The sequence below is a fragment of the Advenella sp. S44 genome (genome assembly GCF_002810445.1).
In the GTDB taxonomy this organism is placed as follows: Bacteria; Pseudomonadota; Gammaproteobacteria; order Burkholderiales; family Burkholderiaceae_B; genus Advenella.
On sequence record NZ_NEXS01000003.1, the window covers coordinates 766,636 to 784,620 of the forward strand.

17 protein-coding genes are annotated in these 17,985 nt (G+C 56.0%); 12 read left to right on the forward strand and 5 right to left on the reverse strand.

Annotated elements, in window-relative coordinates:
- Positions 1-72: 72 nt before the first annotated feature.
- On the reverse strand, positions 73-1,140 hold the full coding sequence (gene queA, locus CAP48_RS07615; protein WP_100695388.1) for a tRNA preQ1(34) S-adenosylmethionine ribosyltransferase-isomerase QueA: 1,068 nt from the start codon (positions 1,138-1,140) through the stop codon (positions 73-75).
- Between the two features lie 171 nt (positions 1,141-1,311).
- On the reverse strand, positions 1,312-1,557 hold the full coding sequence (locus CAP48_RS07620; RefSeq protein ID WP_100695389.1) for a hypothetical protein: 246 nt from the start codon (positions 1,555-1,557) through the stop codon (positions 1,312-1,314).
- 42 nt (positions 1,558-1,599) lie between these two features.
- Between CAP48_RS07620 and dacB the strand changes: the two genes are divergently transcribed.
- From dacB to CAP48_RS07645, 5 genes are all read left to right on the forward strand, one after another.
- On the forward strand, positions 1,600-3,354 hold the full coding sequence (gene dacB / locus CAP48_RS07625; RefSeq protein WP_161495216.1) for a D-alanyl-D-alanine carboxypeptidase/D-alanyl-D-alanine-endopeptidase: 1,755 nt from the start codon (positions 1,600-1,602) through the stop codon (positions 3,352-3,354).
- A gap of 18 nt (positions 3,355-3,372) precedes the next feature.
- Positions 3,373-4,008, forward strand: coding sequence for a uracil phosphoribosyltransferase (gene upp / locus CAP48_RS07630; RefSeq protein WP_100695391.1), 636 nt, complete (start codon positions 3,373-3,375; stop codon positions 4,006-4,008).
- A 285-nt stretch (positions 4,009-4,293) separates the two neighbouring features.
- The gene (locus CAP48_RS07635; protein WP_100695392.1) at positions 4,294-4,611 is read left to right on the forward strand and encodes a YqjD family protein; all 318 of its coding nucleotides are present in this window, start codon (positions 4,294-4,296) and stop codon (positions 4,609-4,611) included.
- Between the two features lie 12 nt (positions 4,612-4,623).
- Entirely contained in the window at positions 4,624-5,034 is a 411-nt protein-coding gene (locus CAP48_RS07640; RefSeq protein WP_100695393.1) for a phage holin family protein, read from the forward strand.
- Positions 5,027-5,482, forward strand: coding sequence for a hypothetical protein (locus tag CAP48_RS07645; protein ID WP_100695394.1), 456 nt, complete (start codon positions 5,027-5,029; stop codon positions 5,480-5,482). The genes CAP48_RS07640 and CAP48_RS07645 overlap by 8 nt, the downstream gene beginning before the upstream one ends.
- A 1-nt stretch (position 5,483) precedes the next feature.
- On the opposite strand, the gene ubiD is transcribed toward CAP48_RS07645, so the two are convergent.
- Positions 5,484-7,034, reverse strand: coding sequence for a 4-hydroxy-3-polyprenylbenzoate decarboxylase (gene ubiD, locus CAP48_RS07650; protein ID WP_100695395.1), 1,551 nt, complete (start codon positions 7,032-7,034; stop codon positions 5,484-5,486).
- Positions 7,035-7,174: 140 nt separating this feature from the next.
- Here ubiD and CAP48_RS07655 point away from each other — a divergent pair, with 140 nt between their 5' ends.
- Positions 7,175-8,050 carry a lytic transglycosylase domain-containing protein gene (locus CAP48_RS07655; protein ID WP_161495217.1) on the forward strand — a complete coding sequence of 292 codons (876 nt, stop codon included), beginning with the start codon at positions 7,175-7,177 and terminating at the stop codon, positions 8,048-8,050.
- A gap of 190 nt (positions 8,051-8,240) precedes the next feature.
- Here the strand turns inward: CAP48_RS07655 and CAP48_RS07660 are convergent, their stop codons facing one another.
- Positions 8,241-9,395 carry a pyridoxal phosphate-dependent aminotransferase gene (locus CAP48_RS07660; protein WP_100696703.1) on the reverse strand — a complete coding sequence of 385 codons (1,155 nt, stop codon included), beginning with the start codon at positions 9,393-9,395 and terminating at the stop codon, positions 8,241-8,243.
- A gap of 45 nt (positions 9,396-9,440) precedes the next feature.
- Between CAP48_RS07660 and CAP48_RS07665 the strand changes: the two genes are divergently transcribed.
- The 3 genes from CAP48_RS07665 to CAP48_RS07675 all read left to right on the forward strand — a co-directional run bounded on the left by CAP48_RS07665 (position 9,441) and on the right by CAP48_RS07675 (position 12,549).
- Complete coding sequence (locus CAP48_RS07665; protein ID WP_100695397.1) at positions 9,441-10,457, forward strand: hypothetical protein; 1,017 nt, start codon at positions 9,441-9,443, stop codon at positions 10,455-10,457.
- Between the two features lie 369 nt (positions 10,458-10,826).
- Entirely contained in the window at positions 10,827-12,089 is a 1,263-nt protein-coding gene (locus tag CAP48_RS07670) for a patatin-like phospholipase family protein (RefSeq protein WP_100695398.1), read from the forward strand.
- Positions 12,082-12,549: a barstar family protein gene (locus CAP48_RS07675; protein ID WP_100695399.1), complete on the forward strand. Its 468-nt coding sequence runs from the start codon at positions 12,082-12,084 to the stop codon at positions 12,547-12,549. The genes CAP48_RS07670 and CAP48_RS07675 overlap by 8 nt, the downstream gene beginning before the upstream one ends.
- A 143-nt stretch (positions 12,550-12,692) precedes the next feature.
- Here CAP48_RS07675 and CAP48_RS07680 read toward each other — a convergent pair whose 3' ends face one another.
- Complete coding sequence (locus CAP48_RS07680; RefSeq protein ID WP_100695400.1) at positions 12,693-13,484, reverse strand: 16S rRNA (uracil(1498)-N(3))-methyltransferase; 792 nt, start codon at positions 13,482-13,484, stop codon at positions 12,693-12,695.
- A gap of 122 nt (positions 13,485-13,606) precedes the next feature.
- Between CAP48_RS07680 and tkt the strand changes: the two genes are divergently transcribed.
- The 3 genes from tkt to CAP48_RS07695 all read left to right on the forward strand — a co-directional run bounded on the left by tkt (position 13,607) and on the right by CAP48_RS07695 (position 17,975).
- Positions 13,607-15,661: a transketolase gene (gene tkt / locus CAP48_RS07685; protein WP_100695401.1), complete on the forward strand. Its 2,055-nt coding sequence runs from the start codon at positions 13,607-13,609 to the stop codon at positions 15,659-15,661.
- A 16-nt stretch (positions 15,662-15,677) separates the two neighbouring features.
- Positions 15,678-16,688 (forward strand): type I glyceraldehyde-3-phosphate dehydrogenase, encoded by a 1,011-nt coding sequence (gene gap, locus CAP48_RS07690; protein WP_100695402.1) that lies wholly within the window; start codon positions 15,678-15,680, stop codon positions 16,686-16,688.
- 90 nt (positions 16,689-16,778) lie between these two features.
- Positions 16,779-17,975 (forward strand): phosphoglycerate kinase, encoded by a 1,197-nt coding sequence (locus CAP48_RS07695; RefSeq protein WP_100695403.1) that lies wholly within the window; start codon positions 16,779-16,781, stop codon positions 17,973-17,975.
- The last annotated feature ends 10 nt before the right edge of the window (positions 17,976-17,985 follow it).

Genomic DNA, 17,985 nt, shown 5'->3' on the forward strand with positions numbered 1-17,985 from the left:
GACAGAAAGCGGTCCGATTCGTTCCCTTGCGCCCGGGTCGGTGTTGTAAATGCCCTGATCCGGGTCTGACAGTTAAGGGTTGTGGCGCGGCGCAATAAACATGGCGTCTCCGTAACTGAAGAACCGGTAGCGTTTTTCGATGGCGTGGCGATAGGCCAGTTGCATGCGTTCGCGACCGGTCAGGGCAGAGACCAGCATCAGCAATGTTGACTGGGGCAGGTGGAAATTGGTGATCAGGCCGTCAACGACGCGAAACGTGTAGCCTGGCGTAATGAACAGGCGCGTATCGGCACTGTGGGCGATAGGGCAACGCAACGCGTCCAGCGTCCCGCCTTGCTGCGCGGCCGATTCAAGCGCACGCACGCTGGTGGTACCTACCGCGATGATCCGCGCGCCTCGCTTGCGGGCCGCGGCGATGGCGCTAACAGTTTTTTCCGGCACGGTATACCACTCTGCGTGCATAATATGGTCGGAAATTTTATCCACCCGCACCGGCTGGAAGGTGCCGGCGCCTACATGCAAGGTCACCCAGGCCGTGTCTATGCCTTTGTCCTGCAGTCGCTGCAGCAGCGGCGCATCAAAGTGCAGGCCGGCAGTGGGGGCGGCAACTGCACCCGGGTGGCGCGCGTACACAGTTTGGTAACGGGCTTCGTCCTGCTGGTCTGCGCTGTGCTTGATATAGGGAGGCAACGGGAGGTTGCCGTGTTTGTCCAGCGCGGGCAGAATATCGGTTTCGAAATGCAGTTCGAACAAATCGTCATGCCTTGCCGCTACGGTGCACACGATGTCGCCATCAAAAATCAGCGTGGTGCCCGGGCGCGGCGATTTGCTGGCTCGAACATGCGCCAGGGCGCGGGTCGGCTCAAGAATGCGTTCAATCAACGCTTCGATCCGTCCGCCACTGTCCTTTTGGCCGTATAGTCGTGCCTTGATGACCTTGGTGTCATTAAAGACCAGCAGATCGCCCGGCAGCAACAGATCGGGCAGGGTGGCAAAGTTCAGATCCTGCAGTCCGCCATCGTCCTGCAGCAGTAACAGCCGACTTTCAGTCCTGGTGGCAGGGGGAGTCTGGGCAATCAGGTCTTCAGGAAGTTCGTAGTCGAAGTCGGCAATGCTTAGCGAGGGGTCTATGGGCAGCATGAATAAAGGAAGTGGAAGGCGAGGTGTTCGAAGCACTCACGCGCGTGAGGCGCCTGCGTGTCGGCTTGTTGTGATATTAAGCAGGTTGGCGGACAATTTCGCCCGGTTTTAACCCGACTGTCGTAATTAAGCATTATAAAGTGTTTTTTCTTCGGAACAGCAACAGGAGCGTCAGACCATCATGAACCGCCGCCGGCGTTCTTCTTCAAAGCGGTCTTCTTTTTCTCCCTCGAAAGGGCATTCCATGTCTTGTTCGAAGCGATATTCCTTTTCTATTTCGAAGCGGTATTCTCTGGGTTGTTCAAAAAGGTATATCCTTTGTGGTTCAAAAAAGCATTCTCTTTCCTGTTCGGAGGCGTATCCTCTTCCTCGTTCGATGCGGTATTCTATCCTGACCGCGTTGCGCAGAATTTGCATCGCGCCGATATGCCAGGCGATTGCTCCTTGTAATGGATGCGCATGACAATTTTCAACGGGGTCCGATCTTCCGCTATCCGACTGTCTGTGTTGGTCTGTCTGGTGATTGTCAGTCTGACATTAGCGCTGCCGGCTCATGCGCGTGAAAGCGGCACGTCAGGCAAGCCTCAGACAAAAAAGAAGATCACGTCGGGCAAAAAAGGCAAGGCGTCCACGAAACGCAAGACCGCCACGATTCTTGTTGCACCCGGCGACGAATTCGAATTTAACCGACCAGGCGCATTGGATGTAAAAATCATGCCCACCACTCCCAAGGGCGGGCTGGGTGTCAAAAAAGGGAACACCGGTCTGGGAGCCGCAGCCGCAGCTCAGAGCCAGGCAGACGCCGGGGACCTGTTAAATATCTACGGTTTTCCCATTGCCTCCATCAAGTCGGCTGATCATCTGCCAGAGAGAATACAAGCGCGCTGGGACAAAACAGGCGTACCGCTGTCGTCGTTATCGCTGCTGATCAAAGAGGCTGGCGGTCCGGTTGTGCTAGCGATCAATCCGACAACGCCGCGCAATCCCGCCTCGGTCATGAAAATGCTCACCACCTGGGCGGCGCTGAACCGGCTTGGCAGCCAGTATACGTGGAAGACCCAAGTGTATATTGACCGCAGGGCGCGCTTTGACGTATCCCAGGCCATGCGCACGCCGCTATATATCAAGGGAGGGGGAGATCCGGCGCTCAATTACCATGACCTGCGGCAGATGATCCGCGCCATTCAGGAAAAAGGGCTGCGACATCTATCGGATGTCATCGTGGATCGTTCTTTGTTTGCTCCTATTTTTACCGACCCCGGCGATTTTGACGGCTCCCCCGAGCGTCCCTATAACGCCAATCCGGATGCCATGATGGTCAATCTTGGCGCCATCATGCTCAATTTCAAGCCGGATCGGGACGCGGGAAACTGGGCCGTTTCATTTGAGCCCGATATACTGAACCCACCAATCGCCGGTCACTTGGGACTGACCTCCGGTGCCTGCATCAAATCACGTACAGGCTCGGAACTGACGGGCACCGTGCAGACCGAAAGCGGGCGCGCCCTGCAACTGAAGGGTGACCTGTCTGCCGCATGCGGTCAATTTTCCATATATCGGCTGATCGGACCACAGTCTTATGTCTTTTCCACTATTTTTGAACGCTTGTGGACGGCCGAAGGCGGCACGATTTCGGGCGTGATACGTGACGGTCTGGTACCCGAGCGCGCCGTTCTGCTACAGACCCGAAGCTCACCACCATTAGATCAGGTTATACAGACGATCAATAAATACAGCAATAATGTCATGGCCAAAACGCTGCTACTGACTCTTGGCCAGGAGCTGTATGGCGCGCCTGCCACATTTGAAAAGGGTAGCCAGGCAGTTCTGGATACGCTCAGGAAACAAGGTGTTAATATTGGCGCGTATACCGTTATGAACGGTTCAGGGCTGTCCCGCGAGGGGCGTATCACCGCTGGCGGGCAGGCGCAGATGCTCGAAGCCATCTGGGCATCGCCGTTGCGGGATGCATTCATCGATTCATTGTCAGTCACGGGTGTCGATGGTACTATGCGTCGCCGCCTGACGGATCGGACGGCAAAAGGCCGCGGGCACTTCAAGACCGGCACACTGGGCAACGCCAGCGCCCTGTCAGGTTATGTCACCGCTGCTAACGGCAAGACCTACATTCTTGTCAGCCTGGTCAATGACGTGGCAGCCCTGAAAACCAAACCTTTTGTTGACGCCCTTATCCAGTGGCTTATTGCACAATAATTTTTCGGAGAAAAAAACATGTCCGTTCACGAAATCAGCCATCCGCTGATCCAGCACAAGCTGGGCATCATGCGACGCGCCGATCTGAGCACCAAGAGTTTTCGGGAACTGGCACAGGAAATTGCCGCATTGCTCACTTACGAAGCCTCCAAGGATTTTCCACTGGAAGATACCGTTATCCACGGCTGGTGCGGTGATGTGACGGTTAAAAAAATCGCCGGCAAAAAAGTGACGGTTGTGCCAATTTTGCGCGCCGGTATCGGCATGCTGGACGGAGTGTTATCGCTTATCCCGGGCGCCAAGGTCAGCGCGGTAGGGATCGCCCGTAATGAAGAGACGCTGGAAGCGGGCACTTATCTGCAAAAACTGGTTGGCGATCTGGACCAGCGACTGGCGCTGATAATTGATCCGATGCTGGCGACTGGCGGGTCGATGCAAGCGACCATTTCTATGCTGAAACAGGCCGGTTGCAAAGAAATCAAGGCGCTGGTGCTGGTAGCGGCACCCGAAGGCATAGAACGGGTTCTGGCGGCGCATCCCGATGTGAAGATCTATACGGCGTCCATTGATGAACGGCTGAATCAAGATGGCTACATTATTCCCGGACTTGGCGACGCTGGCGATCGCATTTTTGGCACCAGACAGAAAGATTAGGCTACGAAATTTTGCAAGACATTGCAGGTCAATTACGACGCGAAGAAACGTAAGTTATTGTATTTAAAGGTAGAAAAAAGGAGCCCGCGCTTTTTGTGCCAGGCAACGAAGATGTAAGGACCTGTGCAAATGAAAACATTTTTAAAAGTCCAGTGGCTAAAACCGTGGAATGCGCTATGATGAACTTGAAATTATCAAGAAAGGAATAATATTAAAAAGTAGGATCCGGACTTGCGGGTATTCCGCCAAGCCGGCCATTTCAGATAATCATTGCAGGAGAGTCACATGGCTAGTAAAACAAGTCTCGAACAATCTCAAGATCAGCTTTTGAAAAATCTGCGAGCCAGTATTGCCGAAGCAGAAGAAATGCTTAAAGAAGCCTCCGAAGTCGGGGGCGACAAAGCCAGCGAGTTGCGTGACCGTGCAGTGAGTGCCTTGAACAAGGCTACCGGCTCGTTCAAAGATGTGCAGGAACGCGCTGTTGAGCAGGGCAAACAGGCTGCGCAGATCACAGACGAATATGTGCACGACAACCCATGGCGTACGGTGGGATTTGCTGCACTTGCAGGCGTTTTGTTGGGTGTCATCATCGGTCGCAAGTAGCGCGGACCGACTATGTCAGTCAAACAAAATCTGAGCGCGGTCGCCGGTGGTTTTACGGCGCTGCTCAAGACGCGCCTTGAGCTGCTGTCGCTGGAATTGTCTGAAGAAAAGGGCCGGCTGTTGTCGGTCCTTTTGTTCGGTGCCATCGGCCTGCTATTTCTGCATCTTGCCCTGACTGTGGTGGCGATACTGGTGGGACTGTTTTTCTGGAATACGGAATATCGTTACATCGCCCTGGCGGTCCTGGTGGTGGTGTATGCGCTCGTCGGGCTCGGATGTCTGCTGTTGATGAAAAAACATCTCGGGCTGGCAGTCACTCCTTTTTCTGCAACGATAGATGCCTTGCGCGATGATGCAGATGCATTGCGCGGTCGTTCTCGTAGCGCACAGCCCGTGGCTAAAAAAGGAGACGGCAATGAATGAGCCAGCACTCAAGAAACCCCTGCGCAAGACATTGCTGGCCGCCAGAATCCTGGCCGAACGCGAGCAATTACGACAGGATGTGCACGCGCTGGGTCATTCGGTTTCGCCCGAAGCCATAAAAACGGCGCTATTGGATGCGGGCAGCGAGACGCTGATGGGCATGACGCGCAAGCGCAGCAGCATTTTTGCTCTGATCGAGAAAAATCCGCTGATCAGCCTGTCTGTCGCGCGCTTTTTGCTGCGCGTTGCCAAGTCCCGTTCTGCGCTGATCAAGCCGTTGGCGCTGGCAGCCACATCGTGGTTTGTCTATAACAAGTTCCGCAGCAAACAGGATGCGCAACGCGCCCGCCGACAGACGCAGCGCAGCTACTCGGAACACGATATTCCGGTAGACCACGGTTCATTTACCTATCAGGACCAGGACCCATCGACCATCAGTCGACCCTGAACTAGGTATCAAGATCCAGGTCCTTCCATAAATCGTCAACCCTGAGCTTGACTTGGGAATCCATGGCAATGGGTGTGCCCCACTCGCGGTGGGTCTCGCCCGGCCATTTATTGGTGGCGTCCATGCCCATTTTTCCACCCAACCCGGATTCGGGCGAGGCAAAATCCAGATAATCTATCGGGGTATTTTCTACCAGCACCGTATCGCGCACCGGGTCCATGCGCGTTGTCATCGCCCACACCACTTCCTTCCAGTCGCGGGTATTAACGTCATCATCGACCACGACAATAAATTTCGTGTACATAAATTGGCGCAGGATGCTCCAGACACCAAACATAACGCGTTTGGCGTGACCGGCATATTGCTTGCGAATCGAAACGACAGCCAGGCGGTAACTACAGCCTTCGGGCGGCAGGTAAAAATCAACAATTTCAGGTAACTGCTTTTGCAACAGCGGCACGAACACTTCATTGAGCGCTACGCCCAGTACGGCAGGCTCATCGGGTGGTTTGCCGGTGTAGGTGCTATGGTATATGGGTTTGTTGCGCATCGTAATGCGGTCGATCGTGAACACCGGGAACCAGTCCTGTTCGTTGTAATATCCGGTGTGGTCGCCGTATGGGCCTTCGAGCGCCATTTCAAAACCGTTGCCGCGCGGGGTGGTAACACCCGCAGGCACGTCGGGTGCGACGGCATCGGGATGGCTGGCCGGCAAAATATGTCCTTCCAGAACAATCTCTGCAGAGGCCGGGACGGAAAGCTCGCTGCCTATGGATTTGACCAGTTCGGTGCGCGAGCCGCGCAGTAGTCCGGCAAACTGATATTCGGACAGGCTATCGGGCACCGGCGTGACGGCGCCCAGTATGGTGGCCGGATCGGCGCCCAGGGCCACGGAAATCGGAAACGGCTGGTCAGGATGAGCAAGCGCGTGATCACGAAAATCCAGCGCGCCGCCGCGGTGGGATAGCCAGCGCATGATGACCTTGTTTCGGCCGATAACCTGCTGCCGGTAAATTCCCAAATTCTGACGCCTGGCCTTGGGCCCGCGCGTCACGACCAGACCCCAGGTGATGAGCGGAGCGATATCCCCGGGCCAGCATAGCTGGATAGGTAGGCGTGACAAATCCACTTCATCTTTTTCCCACACAATTTCCTGGCACGCTGCGTGGCGTTGCATTTTCGGAGCCATGTCCCAGAGCGCAGATTTGAGCATGGAGACGGTGCCGATCGCTTCGCGAATTCCCTTAGGCGCTTCAGGCTCGCGCAGACTGGCCAGTAGCGTACCGGTATCGCGCAGTGCGCTGACCGACTCGGCGCCCATTCCCCAGGCGACCCGCTCAGGCGTGCCGAAAAGGTTGGTGAGCACCGGGATATCTGATGTGCGTTCCAAGTGTAGCGGCTGTTCAAACTTCAGCGCCGGGCCGCCCGCCCGTAGCACACGGTCACTGATTTCGGTCATTTCCAAGCGGGTTCGTACCGGCATTTGAATGGATTTGAGATTCCCTCGCTTTTCGAGTTGCTTCAGAAAATCCCGCAGATCCGTATATTTCACGATAGACAGCCTATTGATGAGTCAGATAGTGCATTATAGGAGAAAGGCGGGCGAGGATGCAGCCCAGCCAAAACTGGGGTATAGTAAATTCCCGAAAATATCTACGGAACGCGCAGCCGGCGATCCAGTCCTTGTCATCCATGAATCCAGCGACGATCAATCCTGTAGCTTCGCGATACTTCAAGTTCGTTTATCGGACCGCGCTCGATATCGTCCATCTGATGGTCTCTTATTTGGGGATCGCCGTCCTTGTGGCCGTGCTGGCAGCGGCGCTGCTGCCTGCCATACGTGACCAGATCCGTGTGATTCACCAGGCTTCGCTCAATGCGCTGATGCCCGACAGTTCAGTTATGTCCGACAGGGATCTGCTGACCATTTTCAATGCGCCGCACGCGCACCCGGGCCCAGAGGTACCGTCACCGACAGCGTCTGCGCAGGAGCAGCGCGATACGGCGCTCACCAGAGAGCACGACTATACCGACGAGGGCTTTTTTGCCAATCTCGGAATATCCGACAGCCAGTTCACGGTCCCTGGGTTAAGCAACGGGCAGGCGCTGGCATTGCGCGAGTATATTGCCCGTAAATTTAGCATCGCGCGCAACGTGACCGGCGCACTGATCCGGGTTGTCTATTCGGTTGCCAAGAAACAGGATTTGGACCCGATTCTGGTACTGGGCGTCATTGCGATCGAATCGCGCTACAACCCGTTTGCAGAAAGTCATGTAGGCGCACAAGGGCTGATGCAGGTAATGCCCAAGGTTCACGCCGATAAATTCCTGGTATTTAGCGGCGGAACGCTGTCGGCGCTCAATCCCGTATCCAATATTCAGGTCGGGGCCAGAATTCTTCATGATTGCATCGCGCGTCGTGGTTCCGTGGACCGGGGGCTGGGCTGCTACGTGGGGGCGATCGGCCCCAATGATGGCGGTTATGCTGACAAGGTTCAGGCCGAGCGTCGCCGGATTGCGCTCGAATCGGGCATTGCGCTGGGACGTAATCTCGGCCAATACCAGTAGGCAGGTGCAGGCAACCGCGTGGCAGGTCGAACCTGCCGGCGTTGGCGTGGAGGAATCCGCCTGCAGTGGCATGCACGGTGCGGACACCGGCGGTGGATAGGATCATGCGCCGGCAATGGTATGGTATGTCTGGATTAGCCCCCGGCGTTGGCACACATGGAACAAGCGCCGGCTAAAGCTGGCATGTTTTCTACAGGATTTTGTGTAGACGTTCGATTGCTTCGCGCAACCTATCCAGGGCAGTAGCGTACGAGACCCGAATCATTTTGCTGGCATGGGCCGGTCCGAAATCCAGGCCCGGAACCACGGCAATGCCCGCTTCATGCAACAGTTTGTGCGCAAACTGATCGCTACTCATGTCGTGCTGGCTGATATCGGCATAAATATAAAAGGCGCCATCTGGCTTGACCGGTACGTGGATCCCCAGCTTCTCAAATTCTGGCAACAGAAAATCGCGGCGCTCCATGAACGCCAGACGCCGATGCTCGTAGATCGCCAGCGCTTCTTCGGTAAAACACGAAATTGCCGCGTGCTGTGCAAGCGTTGGCGGGCAGATATTCAGGCTGGCGGCCAGTTTCTCGACGGGCCCCACCATGGCATGCGGCACAACCATCCAGCCCAATCGCCAGCCGGTCATATTGAAGTACTTGGAAAAACTGTTGAGTACAACAATGTCTGGATCCAGCGAGAGCGCAGACCTGGGTGCATCGTCATAGCAAAGGCCAAGATAAATTTCGTCCATCAGGACCACGCCGCCGCGCTCTTTGACGGTCTGGATAATCCGGACAAGTTCTTCGCGTTCGATAGAGGTACCGGTCGGATTGCTGGGTGAGGCGATCAGCACCCCGCGTGTTTTGTCGGTCCAGTGGTCGGCAATTTTATCGGCCGACAGTTGAAAACGTTCCTGCGCCGTGCAGGGCACGAGCCGCGGCGTCGCACCGGAGCACAAGATGAAATTGGAATTGGCCGGATAGGCCGGGTCCGGCATGAGTATCTCGTCGCCAGGATTGAGCAGCGTCATGCAGGTAAGCGACAACGCGCCGGAAGCACCGGCGGTAATGATGATGCGTTCCGGGTCAACTTGCGTGCCCCAATGACTCTGGTAATAATCAGCAATGGCGCTGCGCAGTGGCATAATGCCCAGTGCCGGACTGTAGCCGCTCAAGCCTGCCTGTGCTGCTCGGGTCAGTGTGTCGACCACCATGCAGGGAGCAGTAAAATCGGGTTCGCCAATACCAAGGCTGATAATATCCCGGCCCTGTTCACGCAGTTGCTGGGCGGCCTTGGTGACCTCGATTGCGTGAAAAGTGAGGGCCTGGTCAATTCGGTGGGCAAAACGGGTCATGATGAAACTGCGCAAGGTAAAATAGAAAGGAAATGAATTTGTGTGATGAGCGCCCATTGTAACGGTAAACGCTTACCCACACGCTATCCTGCCCGTCATCGGACTGTATTGCCGCTGTTGCCACAAAGGCTTTTGCAATTGATCATGCATGTGAATCGTCGTCGCTTTCTTACCCTTAGTAAACGTCCTCAGGAAGGTCCGTGGCCTGCATTCTGCCGCCGGGTGCAACGTGCACTGGAAACGTCGCTTTTGGACGAGCAGCAAATCAATGGATATGACTCGGCGCGCATCGTGCTGCAGGATCTGGGTGATTTGCCCTCATTGCGGCAATTGTGCCAGGAGTACGATGTGGCAATGGTGCTGGAAGGGACTGCAACTCCACATACCATAATCGGGCGTTCCAGCCTGATCGTCGGCATGGGGTCGCAGCTGGCCGGTACCGAGGCGCTGGGCGAGCACGCCTGCCTGGCGTTGCCGGCAACTCGCGTGGCCCATATGCAAGAGCAGGGCTATGCACAGTTTTCACACGTTCCGCCTGAACTGACGCTGGCCCAATGGCTGGCCATGCCGCAATGGCACGATCGCAGGCCTGGCTGCACCGCCAGTTCAGGCCTGGAGCGAGTGCATGCTCTGTTTGCCGATGGCCAGACGGCCGTGCTCGGCGGGTTTGGCCTCAACGACGAATCGCCGCTGCGCCTGCCTGCGTTGCAACAACTGGTTCCGGCGTTGTTCGAGCAATTGTCCGACGCCGATATTGCGCGTTGCCTGACTATGCAGCGATGGCCGCTGGCCTACAGGCTGGATGCGCTCAAACCTCGGCTCGGCGACATCAACCTGGCGCAGCTGTTCCTGGGCCACGGCGGCACGCTCATCTGGTGCCAGGAACTGGTGATTCGGCGCATGCCGCGTAATTTGATCGTGAGCGATGTCGCTCTTGATGACGCCGATTCCGGTTTCGTTGCCGGCGTGCACCACCATCTGGAAGGCAGCATCAAGGCATTGTTTGATCCGGCAGGCTTGTTTATTTATCTGGACGAATTGCTGCCTGCCATTGCAGAGTGATGACCAGCCCAGAGGCGGGCAGTGAATTCGGCAGCGGTGATGACCTTAGAGTATAAACCCCTGCCTGATTTACCGGATGCAATCGCGAGTGAATTTTCGTATGATAGCTAACAGGCAGCTAGCAACATGCCATGGTGCGCGTCTGCGCTTACCCGTACCCCGAAAACGCCAACCTTCTCAGGAAACAGAATGGATCAAACTTTTCGCGTCCAGTCCTCTGCTTATCATGAAACAGGGCGTCCAGGCAGTGAACGCGCCGGCCCATTTCCGGGCCGCCGGCTCCGCCGCACGCTCAATTGTGGCACGCTCAATTGTGTATAGGGCGGTGTTTATCTGTGGTCAATCCCAATACCTATCATTAAGGCCGTCATGAGTGTGGAACAAGGGCAATCGTCAGTCAATAAACCCTCGCTGTCGGCCACCGTTGATGCGGCGTCCGGGCCCCAGACCGCCCTGGTTCTGACCGGCGGTGGGGCACGCGCGGCATACCAGGTTGGGGCGCTGCGGGCGATCATGGCTATTTTGGATCCCCACAAGGGCGCACAGTTTAAAAACCCCTTTCCAATCGTTTGCGGGTCGTCCGCCGGCGCGATCAACGCCACTGCCTACGCCTGCCGGGCAGCGCATCCGCACGCAGCGATAAAACGCCTCGATAAAATATGGGGCAACCTGCATACCGGCAATGTGTATCGTTCCGACCCGGTGGGGGTGTTCGGCAATGGCATGCGCTGGCTGGGCATGCTCACGTTTGGCTGGGCCTTGCAAGGTCTGCGTGATAATGCACCCAAGTCCTTGCTGGATAATCGTCCACTGGCCCGGCTATTGTGCGGCAGTATTGATTTTCCCAATCTGCAGCGCAATCTGCAGACGGGCGATCTGCGCGGACTGGCCATTACCGCGTCCAGCTATACCAGCGGTAATCATCTGACGTTCTACCAGTGCAGCGATCCGCTGGATGCCTGGAAGGGGCGTCGTCGGTATGCGATTGCAGAACCGATCACGCTGGACCACCTCATGGCCTCCAGCGCCATCCCCTTCGTGTTCCCGGCGGCCCACCTGCCCATTGAAGACAAATGGGAGTGGTGTGGTGACGGTTCTATGCGGCAGCTGGCGCCCATCAGCCCGGCCATTCATCTGGGCGCAGACCGGGTGCTGGTCATCAGCGCCAGCGCTCATGGTGATGCGCCGGTAGAAGAAGAGGTGGTCACCCAGAGCGACCAATATCCGACGCTCGCTCAAATTGGCGGTCACGCCTTGTCTGACATCTTTATAGACGGTTTATCCATTGACCTGGAACGCATCAGTCGTATCAATACGTTGCTCGAATCTGTACCACCTGGTGTACAGTTAAACACAGGTGTGAAAAAAATCGATGTTTTAACGATAACACCCAGTAAATCTATTGACGAAATCGCCCTGAAGCATTTAAATTTCATGCCTAAGTCGGTTCGGGCCTTTTTACGCGTTTTAGGCGTATCCGGACGACCCGGAAAAGAGTCGGGTGGCTTGCTCGCCTCGTTCCTGTTATTTGAGTCGGCGTTTACCGGCGAACTTATCGAACTGGCCTTTAATGACGTGATGGCACGTCAGGAAGAAATCAAAGCGTTTTTTTATGGAGAGGTCAATGAATAAAAAAACCGGTACCCCACTGAAAGCTGTCCTGGAAAAGGGTGGCGCCATAAAACAAAAAACGCTCGGTCTTGACGAGCTCAAATCACATGCTGAAAAAGCAGGCCTGGCCTATTTTGAAGCCGATTGCGACAAGGCGCGCAGTTGCTCAGCCGTGCTGCGCGCGATTGCCAAGGCGGTAGACTACCCGATGTTTTTCGGCAGCAATATGGACGCGCTGTTAGACTGTCTGGGCGAGACGCTGCTGGAGCAAAAAAGCGGGATGGTGCTCGCATTACGCCGCCTGCACTCGGAAGACGATTCACTGCTTGAGCATATCGACGCACTCAAGGGGGTGCTCAATGATACCGTCGAATATGGCGATGATAACGGCCGAGTCTTTTCCTATATGGTAGAACATGCAGGCAAGCACGATGCGCCCGAACCGGGGCGCGCGCCGCGACCTTACGCACAAAGTGACTGAGGTCGGCCGCAAGCCCGACGCTAAGCGAAAGCGATTGATGCCAGCCACAAGCCGTGACGCTAAGCAAATGTGATTGATCAAATAACGCGGCTCTTGCCTGGTTGCGAAACGTTCGCGGCGCACGGCCGATGCGATTTGCGGGTTTACAGCCAGCCCAGAGCGGCAATGGCTGCAGCCGTCATGGCAAGGCCGGCAGTTTCGGTTCTCAAAATTCGCGCGCCAAATGTGACGGCTTCGATGCCGGTCGCCTGGGCTTGGGCAATTTCCTGTTCAGACCATCCGCCTTCGGGCCCGATCATTAGTCGAAAGGCAAGGCTCGGCGTCGGCTCTGCGTTTACGGTCGCCGTATTTGATGGCACGGTCGCCGCTTTCGACGAAAATGCGGCCAGGGCCTGCAATAGCGAGCGATCGCCGTCCGGATGACAAAGATATCCAGAAACCCCGCTAGCTTGATTTAGATACGCGTTTAATGTTTGCAGGGGATGCACCTGCACAATACAGTTGCGCCCCGATTGTTCGCTGGCCGATTCGGCAATGCGCTGCCAGTGTAACTGGCGTTTTTCCAGCCTGCTGCCGGACAATCGCACAATGCTGCGCGCTGCGCTGATCGGAAAGACATCGGAAACACCTAATTCGGCCGCTTTTTCGATGATCCAGTCCATCTTGTCTCCGGACGGCAGCCCCTGTACCAGGCCGATCCGACCCGGCAATTCGGTACCCGTGTGTTCTGGCTGGCCCAGGTCCGCCATGGCTTGGCCCTGTTCGAAGCGTAACTGGGCCGGAAACTGCATGCCGTTGCCATTGAAAAGAACGATTTCATCGCCTTCGCGCAGCCGCAGGGCGCGCGAAGCATGATGTGCAGCGGCATGGGGCAGGGCAACGCGTGTGTGCGCGCATAGCGGTATCGGACAATAGAAGCGAGGGCGGGTGTGCATGGGGCGGGCTCGGGTGTGCATGGCTAAATTTTACTTTATTTAGTGAGAGCGGCACGGACAAAACGTGGAGTGTTAAAATCGCTGGTTAATCGTAACTAAACCGTGATTTCTACAGGATCCGCATGACCACCACGGCTGCAACATCGAATTTTCACCTATCTAATGCCATCCGCGCGCTATCCATGGACGCCGTGCAGCAGGCCAACTCCGGTCATCCTGGTGCTCCAATGGGGATGGCCGAGATTGCCGAAGCCCTGTGGACGCGTCACCTGCGCCACAATCCTGCAGATCCGGCCTGGCCTGATCGGGACCGTTTTATCCTGTCCAACGGGCATGGTTCCATGCTGCTTTACGCGTTGCTGCATCTGACAGGCTATGACTTGCCGCTAAACGAGCTGCGTCAGTTCCGCCAATTGCATTCCAAGACACCGGGACACCCCGAGGTGGGTATCACCGCAGGCGTAGAAACGACCACCGGCCCGTTGGGGCAGGGGCTGTCCAATGCCGTGGGTTTTGCGCTGGCAGAAGAACTGCTGGCTGCCGAATTTAACAAACCTGAACATAAAATTGTCGACCACTACACCTATGCTTTTGTAGGCGATGGCTGTCTCATGGAAGGCATCTCTCACGAGGTATGCTCGCTGGCCGGCACGCTGAAGCTGTCCAAGCTCATTGTTCTGTATGACGATAATGGTATCTCCATCGACGGCAAGGTCGAGCCCTGGTTTGCGGACGATACCGGTAAACGCTTCGAAGGTTACGGCTGGAATGTGATTCGTGGCGTTGATGGTCACGATGTGGTCGCAGTCGATCATGCCATCGCCAAGGCCAAACAGCAGGCGCAGCGCGGTTCCTCCGGCCCGACAATTATTATATGCAAGACTACCATTGGCAAAGGCGCACCTAATTTGCAAGGTAGCGATAAGGTTCATGGCGCACCGCTTGGCGCGGCAGAAATCGCGGCTACGCGCGAGGCGATTGGCTGGACGCTGCCGCCATTCGAAATTTCCGAAGACGTATATGCGGGCTGGAATCAGCGCGAGCGTGGCGAGCAGGCACAGCGCGACTGGAAAAAGCAATTTGCGCTCTACAGCATAGACTATCCACAGGAAGCACAGGAATTTACACGCCGCATGAACGGCCAGATGCCTGCCGACTTCGCCGAGAAATTGACGGCCTTTGTGCAGCAAACCACCGGCAAGGCTGAAACCGTCGCGTCTCGCAAGGCGTCGCAGTTTGCGATCACCGCGTTGGCCGAGATACTGCCCGAGATGTTGGGTGGCTCGGCAGACCTGACCGGCTCGGTATTTACCGACTGGAAAAGCGCCGGTGCTGTGCGCCGCGGCACAGACGGGCATTTACAGTTCGGTCGTCACATCAATTATGGCGTGCGCGAATTCGGCATGGCGGCCATAATGAATGGCATCGCCCTGCATGGCGGCTATCTGCCTTTTGGCGGCACGTTCCTCACTTTTTCTGATTACTCACGCAATGCCATCCGTATGGCTGCGCTCATGAAGCAGCGTGTTGTCCATGTTTTCACGCACGACTCCATTGGCCTGGGCGAAGATGGTCCCACGCATCAATCGGTCGAGCACGCAGCCAGCCTGCGGCTGATTCCGAACCTGGACGTATGGCGTCCTTGCGATACCACTGAAACCGCCATTGCTTGGAAGTGCGCGGTATCTCGTCCTGTCAGTGTCGGCATGAAAGTAGAACAGGGCGGCCCCAGCGCCTTGCTCTTGTCTCGGCAGAACCTGCCCTTTGTCGAGCGCGATAGTGACACCATCGAACAAATAGAAAAAGGTGGTTACGTTTTGCGAGACGCACCGGACGCACAAGCCGTTATTATTGCTACCGGTTCTGAAGTCGGACTGGCGCTTGAGGCCCAGACATTGCTTGCGAAAGAAAATATCGCCGTGCGTGTCGTATCCATGCCTAGTACTTCGGTATTTGATCGCCAGAGCGCCGAGTGGCGCGACAATGTGATTCCGCCGAACTTGCCTGCTGTCTCCATTGAGGCGGGCGTCACGTCAGGCTGGTATAAATACATAGGCCGCAACGGCGTTGCCGTTGGCCTGGATACCTACGGTGAATCGGCCCCGGCCGGTGTACTGTTCAAGCATTTCGGGTTTACCGCGGAGAACGTGGCGAACAGGGTTAAACAGGTTTTATAAAACAGGAGAGAATGTAATGACCATTCGTGTTGCAATTAACGGCTACGGCCGCATCGGCCGTAATGTACTGCGCGCTCACTATGAAGGTGGCAAAAAGCATGATATTGAAATCGTCGCGATCAATGATCTGGGCGATCCCAAGACCAATGCCCACCTGACTCAGTATGACACTGCGCATGGCCGCTTCCCTGGTACTGTCGACGTCGATGGTGATTACATGGTTGTCAATGGCGACAAAATTCGCGTACTTGCCAATCGCAATCCGGCAGAACTGCCTTGGGGCGAACTCAAAGTTGACGTCGTCCTGGAGTGTACCGGCTTTTTCACCTCCAAGGAGAAAGCCAGCGCGCATCTCAAGGGCGGCGCCAAGAAGGTCATTATTTCCGCTCCGGGCGGCAAAGACGTGGACGCCACCATTGTTTACGGTGTCAACCACCAAGTACTCAAGGCAAGCGACACCGTCATTTCCAATGCCTCATGCACCACCAACTGCCTGGTTCCGCTGGTGCAGCCGTTGCATGAAGCGCTGGGTGTGGAAAACGGCCTGATGACGACCATTCACGCCTACACCAATGACCAGGTGTTGACTGACGTCTATCACGAAGACCTGCGTCGCGCCCGTTCAGCCACCATGAGCATGATCCCCACCAAAACCGGTGCGGCTGCTGCTGTTGGCCTGGTTCTGCCCGAACTGAACGGTAAGCTGGATGGCTATTCGGTCCGCGTTCCGACGATCAACGTATCTCTTGTCGATCTGTCTTTCGTTTCCAAACGCGATACGACGGTTGAAGAGGTGAACGCCATTCTGAAAAAAGCGTCGGAAGGCTCGCTCAAAGGTATCCTGGATTACAACGAAGCTCCGCTGGTATCAGTAGACTTCAATCACAATCCCGCATCCAGCACATTTGATGCTACTCAAACCAAAGTATCTGGAAAACTGGTCAAAGTGGCGTCCTGGTACGACAACGAGTGGGGTTTCTCCAATCGTATGCTCGATACCACGGTAGCCCTGATGTCTGCCAAGTAATCGGTTGGTGTCTGTCAAAGACATTGCAAACGGCATTGCGCGCTTCGGCGGGCAGTGCCGTTTTTCACAATAACACCAAGGAGTGACAATATGGCGAATGTACAAACGCTTTCCGCCCTGGCAAAGAATGGCCAGCTCAAAGACAAACGTGTTTTCATCCGTTCCGATCTGAACGTGCCACTGGCCGACGATGGCAGCATCACTGAAGACACCCGTATCCGCGCGTCCGTGCCGGCCATCCAGATGGCGCTGGAAGCAGGCGCTGCCGTCATGGTGACATCGCATCTGGGCCGCCCGACAGAGGGCACATTGACGGCCCAGGACTCGCTTGCTCCGGTAGCCAAGCGCCTGAGCGAACTGTTGGGCAAGCCCGTGCAATTGGTCCAGGACTGGGTCGACGGCGTCAGCGTAGCACCTGGGCAGGTGGTATTGCTGGAAAACTGCCGTGTCAATCAAGGCGAGAAAAAAAACGATGAAGCGTTGGCCCGCAAACTGGCAGCGCTATGCGATGTCTATGCCAACGACGCCTTTGGCACCGCTCACCGCGCTGAAGCGACTACGCATGGCATTGCCCAATTTGCACCCATTGCCTGCGCAGGTCCTCTGATGCAAGCCGAACTGGAGGCCCTGGGCAAAGCGTTGCAAAATCCAAAGCGTCCGCTGGTGGCCATTGTGGGCGGCTCCAAAGTCTCGACCAAGCTGTCTATCCTGCAATCGCTGGCTGAAAAGGTAGACCAATTGGTTGTGGGTGGCGGTATCGCCAATACCTTTATGCTTGCCAGTGGCAAGAAAATCGGCAAATCGCTGTCCGAGCCCGATCAGATCGATCAGGCCAAGGTGGTAATCGATATGATGGCCAAGCGTGGCGCCGGCGTGCCCATTCCAACAGACGTTGTCTGCGGCAAGGAGTTTTCAGCGCAGGCAAAAGGCGAGGTCAAATCGGCCGATGAGGTGGCTGATGACGACATGATTTTCGATATCGGAGAAAATACCGCTGCTGAACTGGCCGACATTTTGAAAAACGCCGGTACGATCGTATGGAACGGCCCTGTGGGTGTGTTCGAATTCGACGCCTTTGCCAATGGCACCCGCAAGGTCGCCGAAGCCATTGCCGCATCTGACGGCTTTTCCATTGCCGGGGGGGGCGATACACTGGCCGCTATCTCCAAGTTCGGCATCACCGAGCAGGTAGGCTATATCTCTACCGGTGGCGGCGCGTTCCTGGAATTTCTTGAAGGCAAGGTGTTGCCTGCCATTCAGATTCTGGAGCAGCGCAATAAGACATAAATCGGCGTCA

What these genes read in the sequence shown, in the direction of transcription:
- upp (WP_100695391.1), top strand. Translation starts at nt 3,373, where the DNA reads ATGTCCGTTCACGAAATCAGCCATCCGCTGATCCAGCACAAGCTGGGC.
- CAP48_RS07695 (WP_100695403.1), top strand. Translation starts at nt 16,779, where the DNA reads ATGGCGAATGTACAAACGCTTTCCGCCCTGGCAAAGAATGGCCAGCTC.
- CAP48_RS07665 (WP_100695397.1), top strand. Translation starts at nt 9,441, where the DNA reads ATGAGCGCCCATTGTAACGGTAAACGCTTACCCACACGCTATCCTGCC.
- queA (WP_100695388.1), bottom strand. Translation starts at nt 1,140, where the DNA reads ATGCTGCCCATAGACCCCTCGCTAAGCATTGCCGACTTCGACTACGAA.
- CAP48_RS07620 (WP_100695389.1), bottom strand. Translation starts at nt 1,557, where the DNA reads ATGCAAATTCTGCGCAACGCGGTCAGGATAGAATACCGCATCGAACGA.
- CAP48_RS07640 (WP_100695393.1), top strand. Translation starts at nt 4,624, where the DNA reads ATGTCAGTCAAACAAAATCTGAGCGCGGTCGCCGGTGGTTTTACGGCG.
- CAP48_RS07670 (WP_100695398.1), top strand. Translation starts at nt 10,827, where the DNA reads ATGAGTGTGGAACAAGGGCAATCGTCAGTCAATAAACCCTCGCTGTCG.
- CAP48_RS07680 (WP_100695400.1), bottom strand. Translation starts at nt 13,484, where the DNA reads ATGCACACCCGCCCTCGCTTCTATTGTCCGATACCGCTATGCGCGCAC.
- CAP48_RS07645 (WP_100695394.1), top strand. Translation starts at nt 5,027, where the DNA reads ATGAATGAGCCAGCACTCAAGAAACCCCTGCGCAAGACATTGCTGGCC.
- CAP48_RS07660 (WP_100696703.1), bottom strand. Translation starts at nt 9,395, where the DNA reads ATGACCCGTTTTGCCCACCGAATTGACCAGGCCCTCACTTTTCACGCA.
- tkt (WP_100695401.1), top strand. Translation starts at nt 13,607, where the DNA reads ATGACCACCACGGCTGCAACATCGAATTTTCACCTATCTAATGCCATC.
- dacB (WP_161495216.1), top strand. Translation starts at nt 1,600, where the DNA reads ATGACAATTTTCAACGGGGTCCGATCTTCCGCTATCCGACTGTCTGTG.
- CAP48_RS07635 (WP_100695392.1), top strand. Translation starts at nt 4,294, where the DNA reads ATGGCTAGTAAAACAAGTCTCGAACAATCTCAAGATCAGCTTTTGAAA.
- gap (WP_100695402.1), top strand. Translation starts at nt 15,678, where the DNA reads ATGACCATTCGTGTTGCAATTAACGGCTACGGCCGCATCGGCCGTAAT.
- CAP48_RS07675 (WP_100695399.1), top strand. Translation starts at nt 12,082, where the DNA reads ATGAATAAAAAAACCGGTACCCCACTGAAAGCTGTCCTGGAAAAGGGT.
- CAP48_RS07655 (WP_161495217.1), top strand. Translation starts at nt 7,175, where the DNA reads ATGAATCCAGCGACGATCAATCCTGTAGCTTCGCGATACTTCAAGTTC.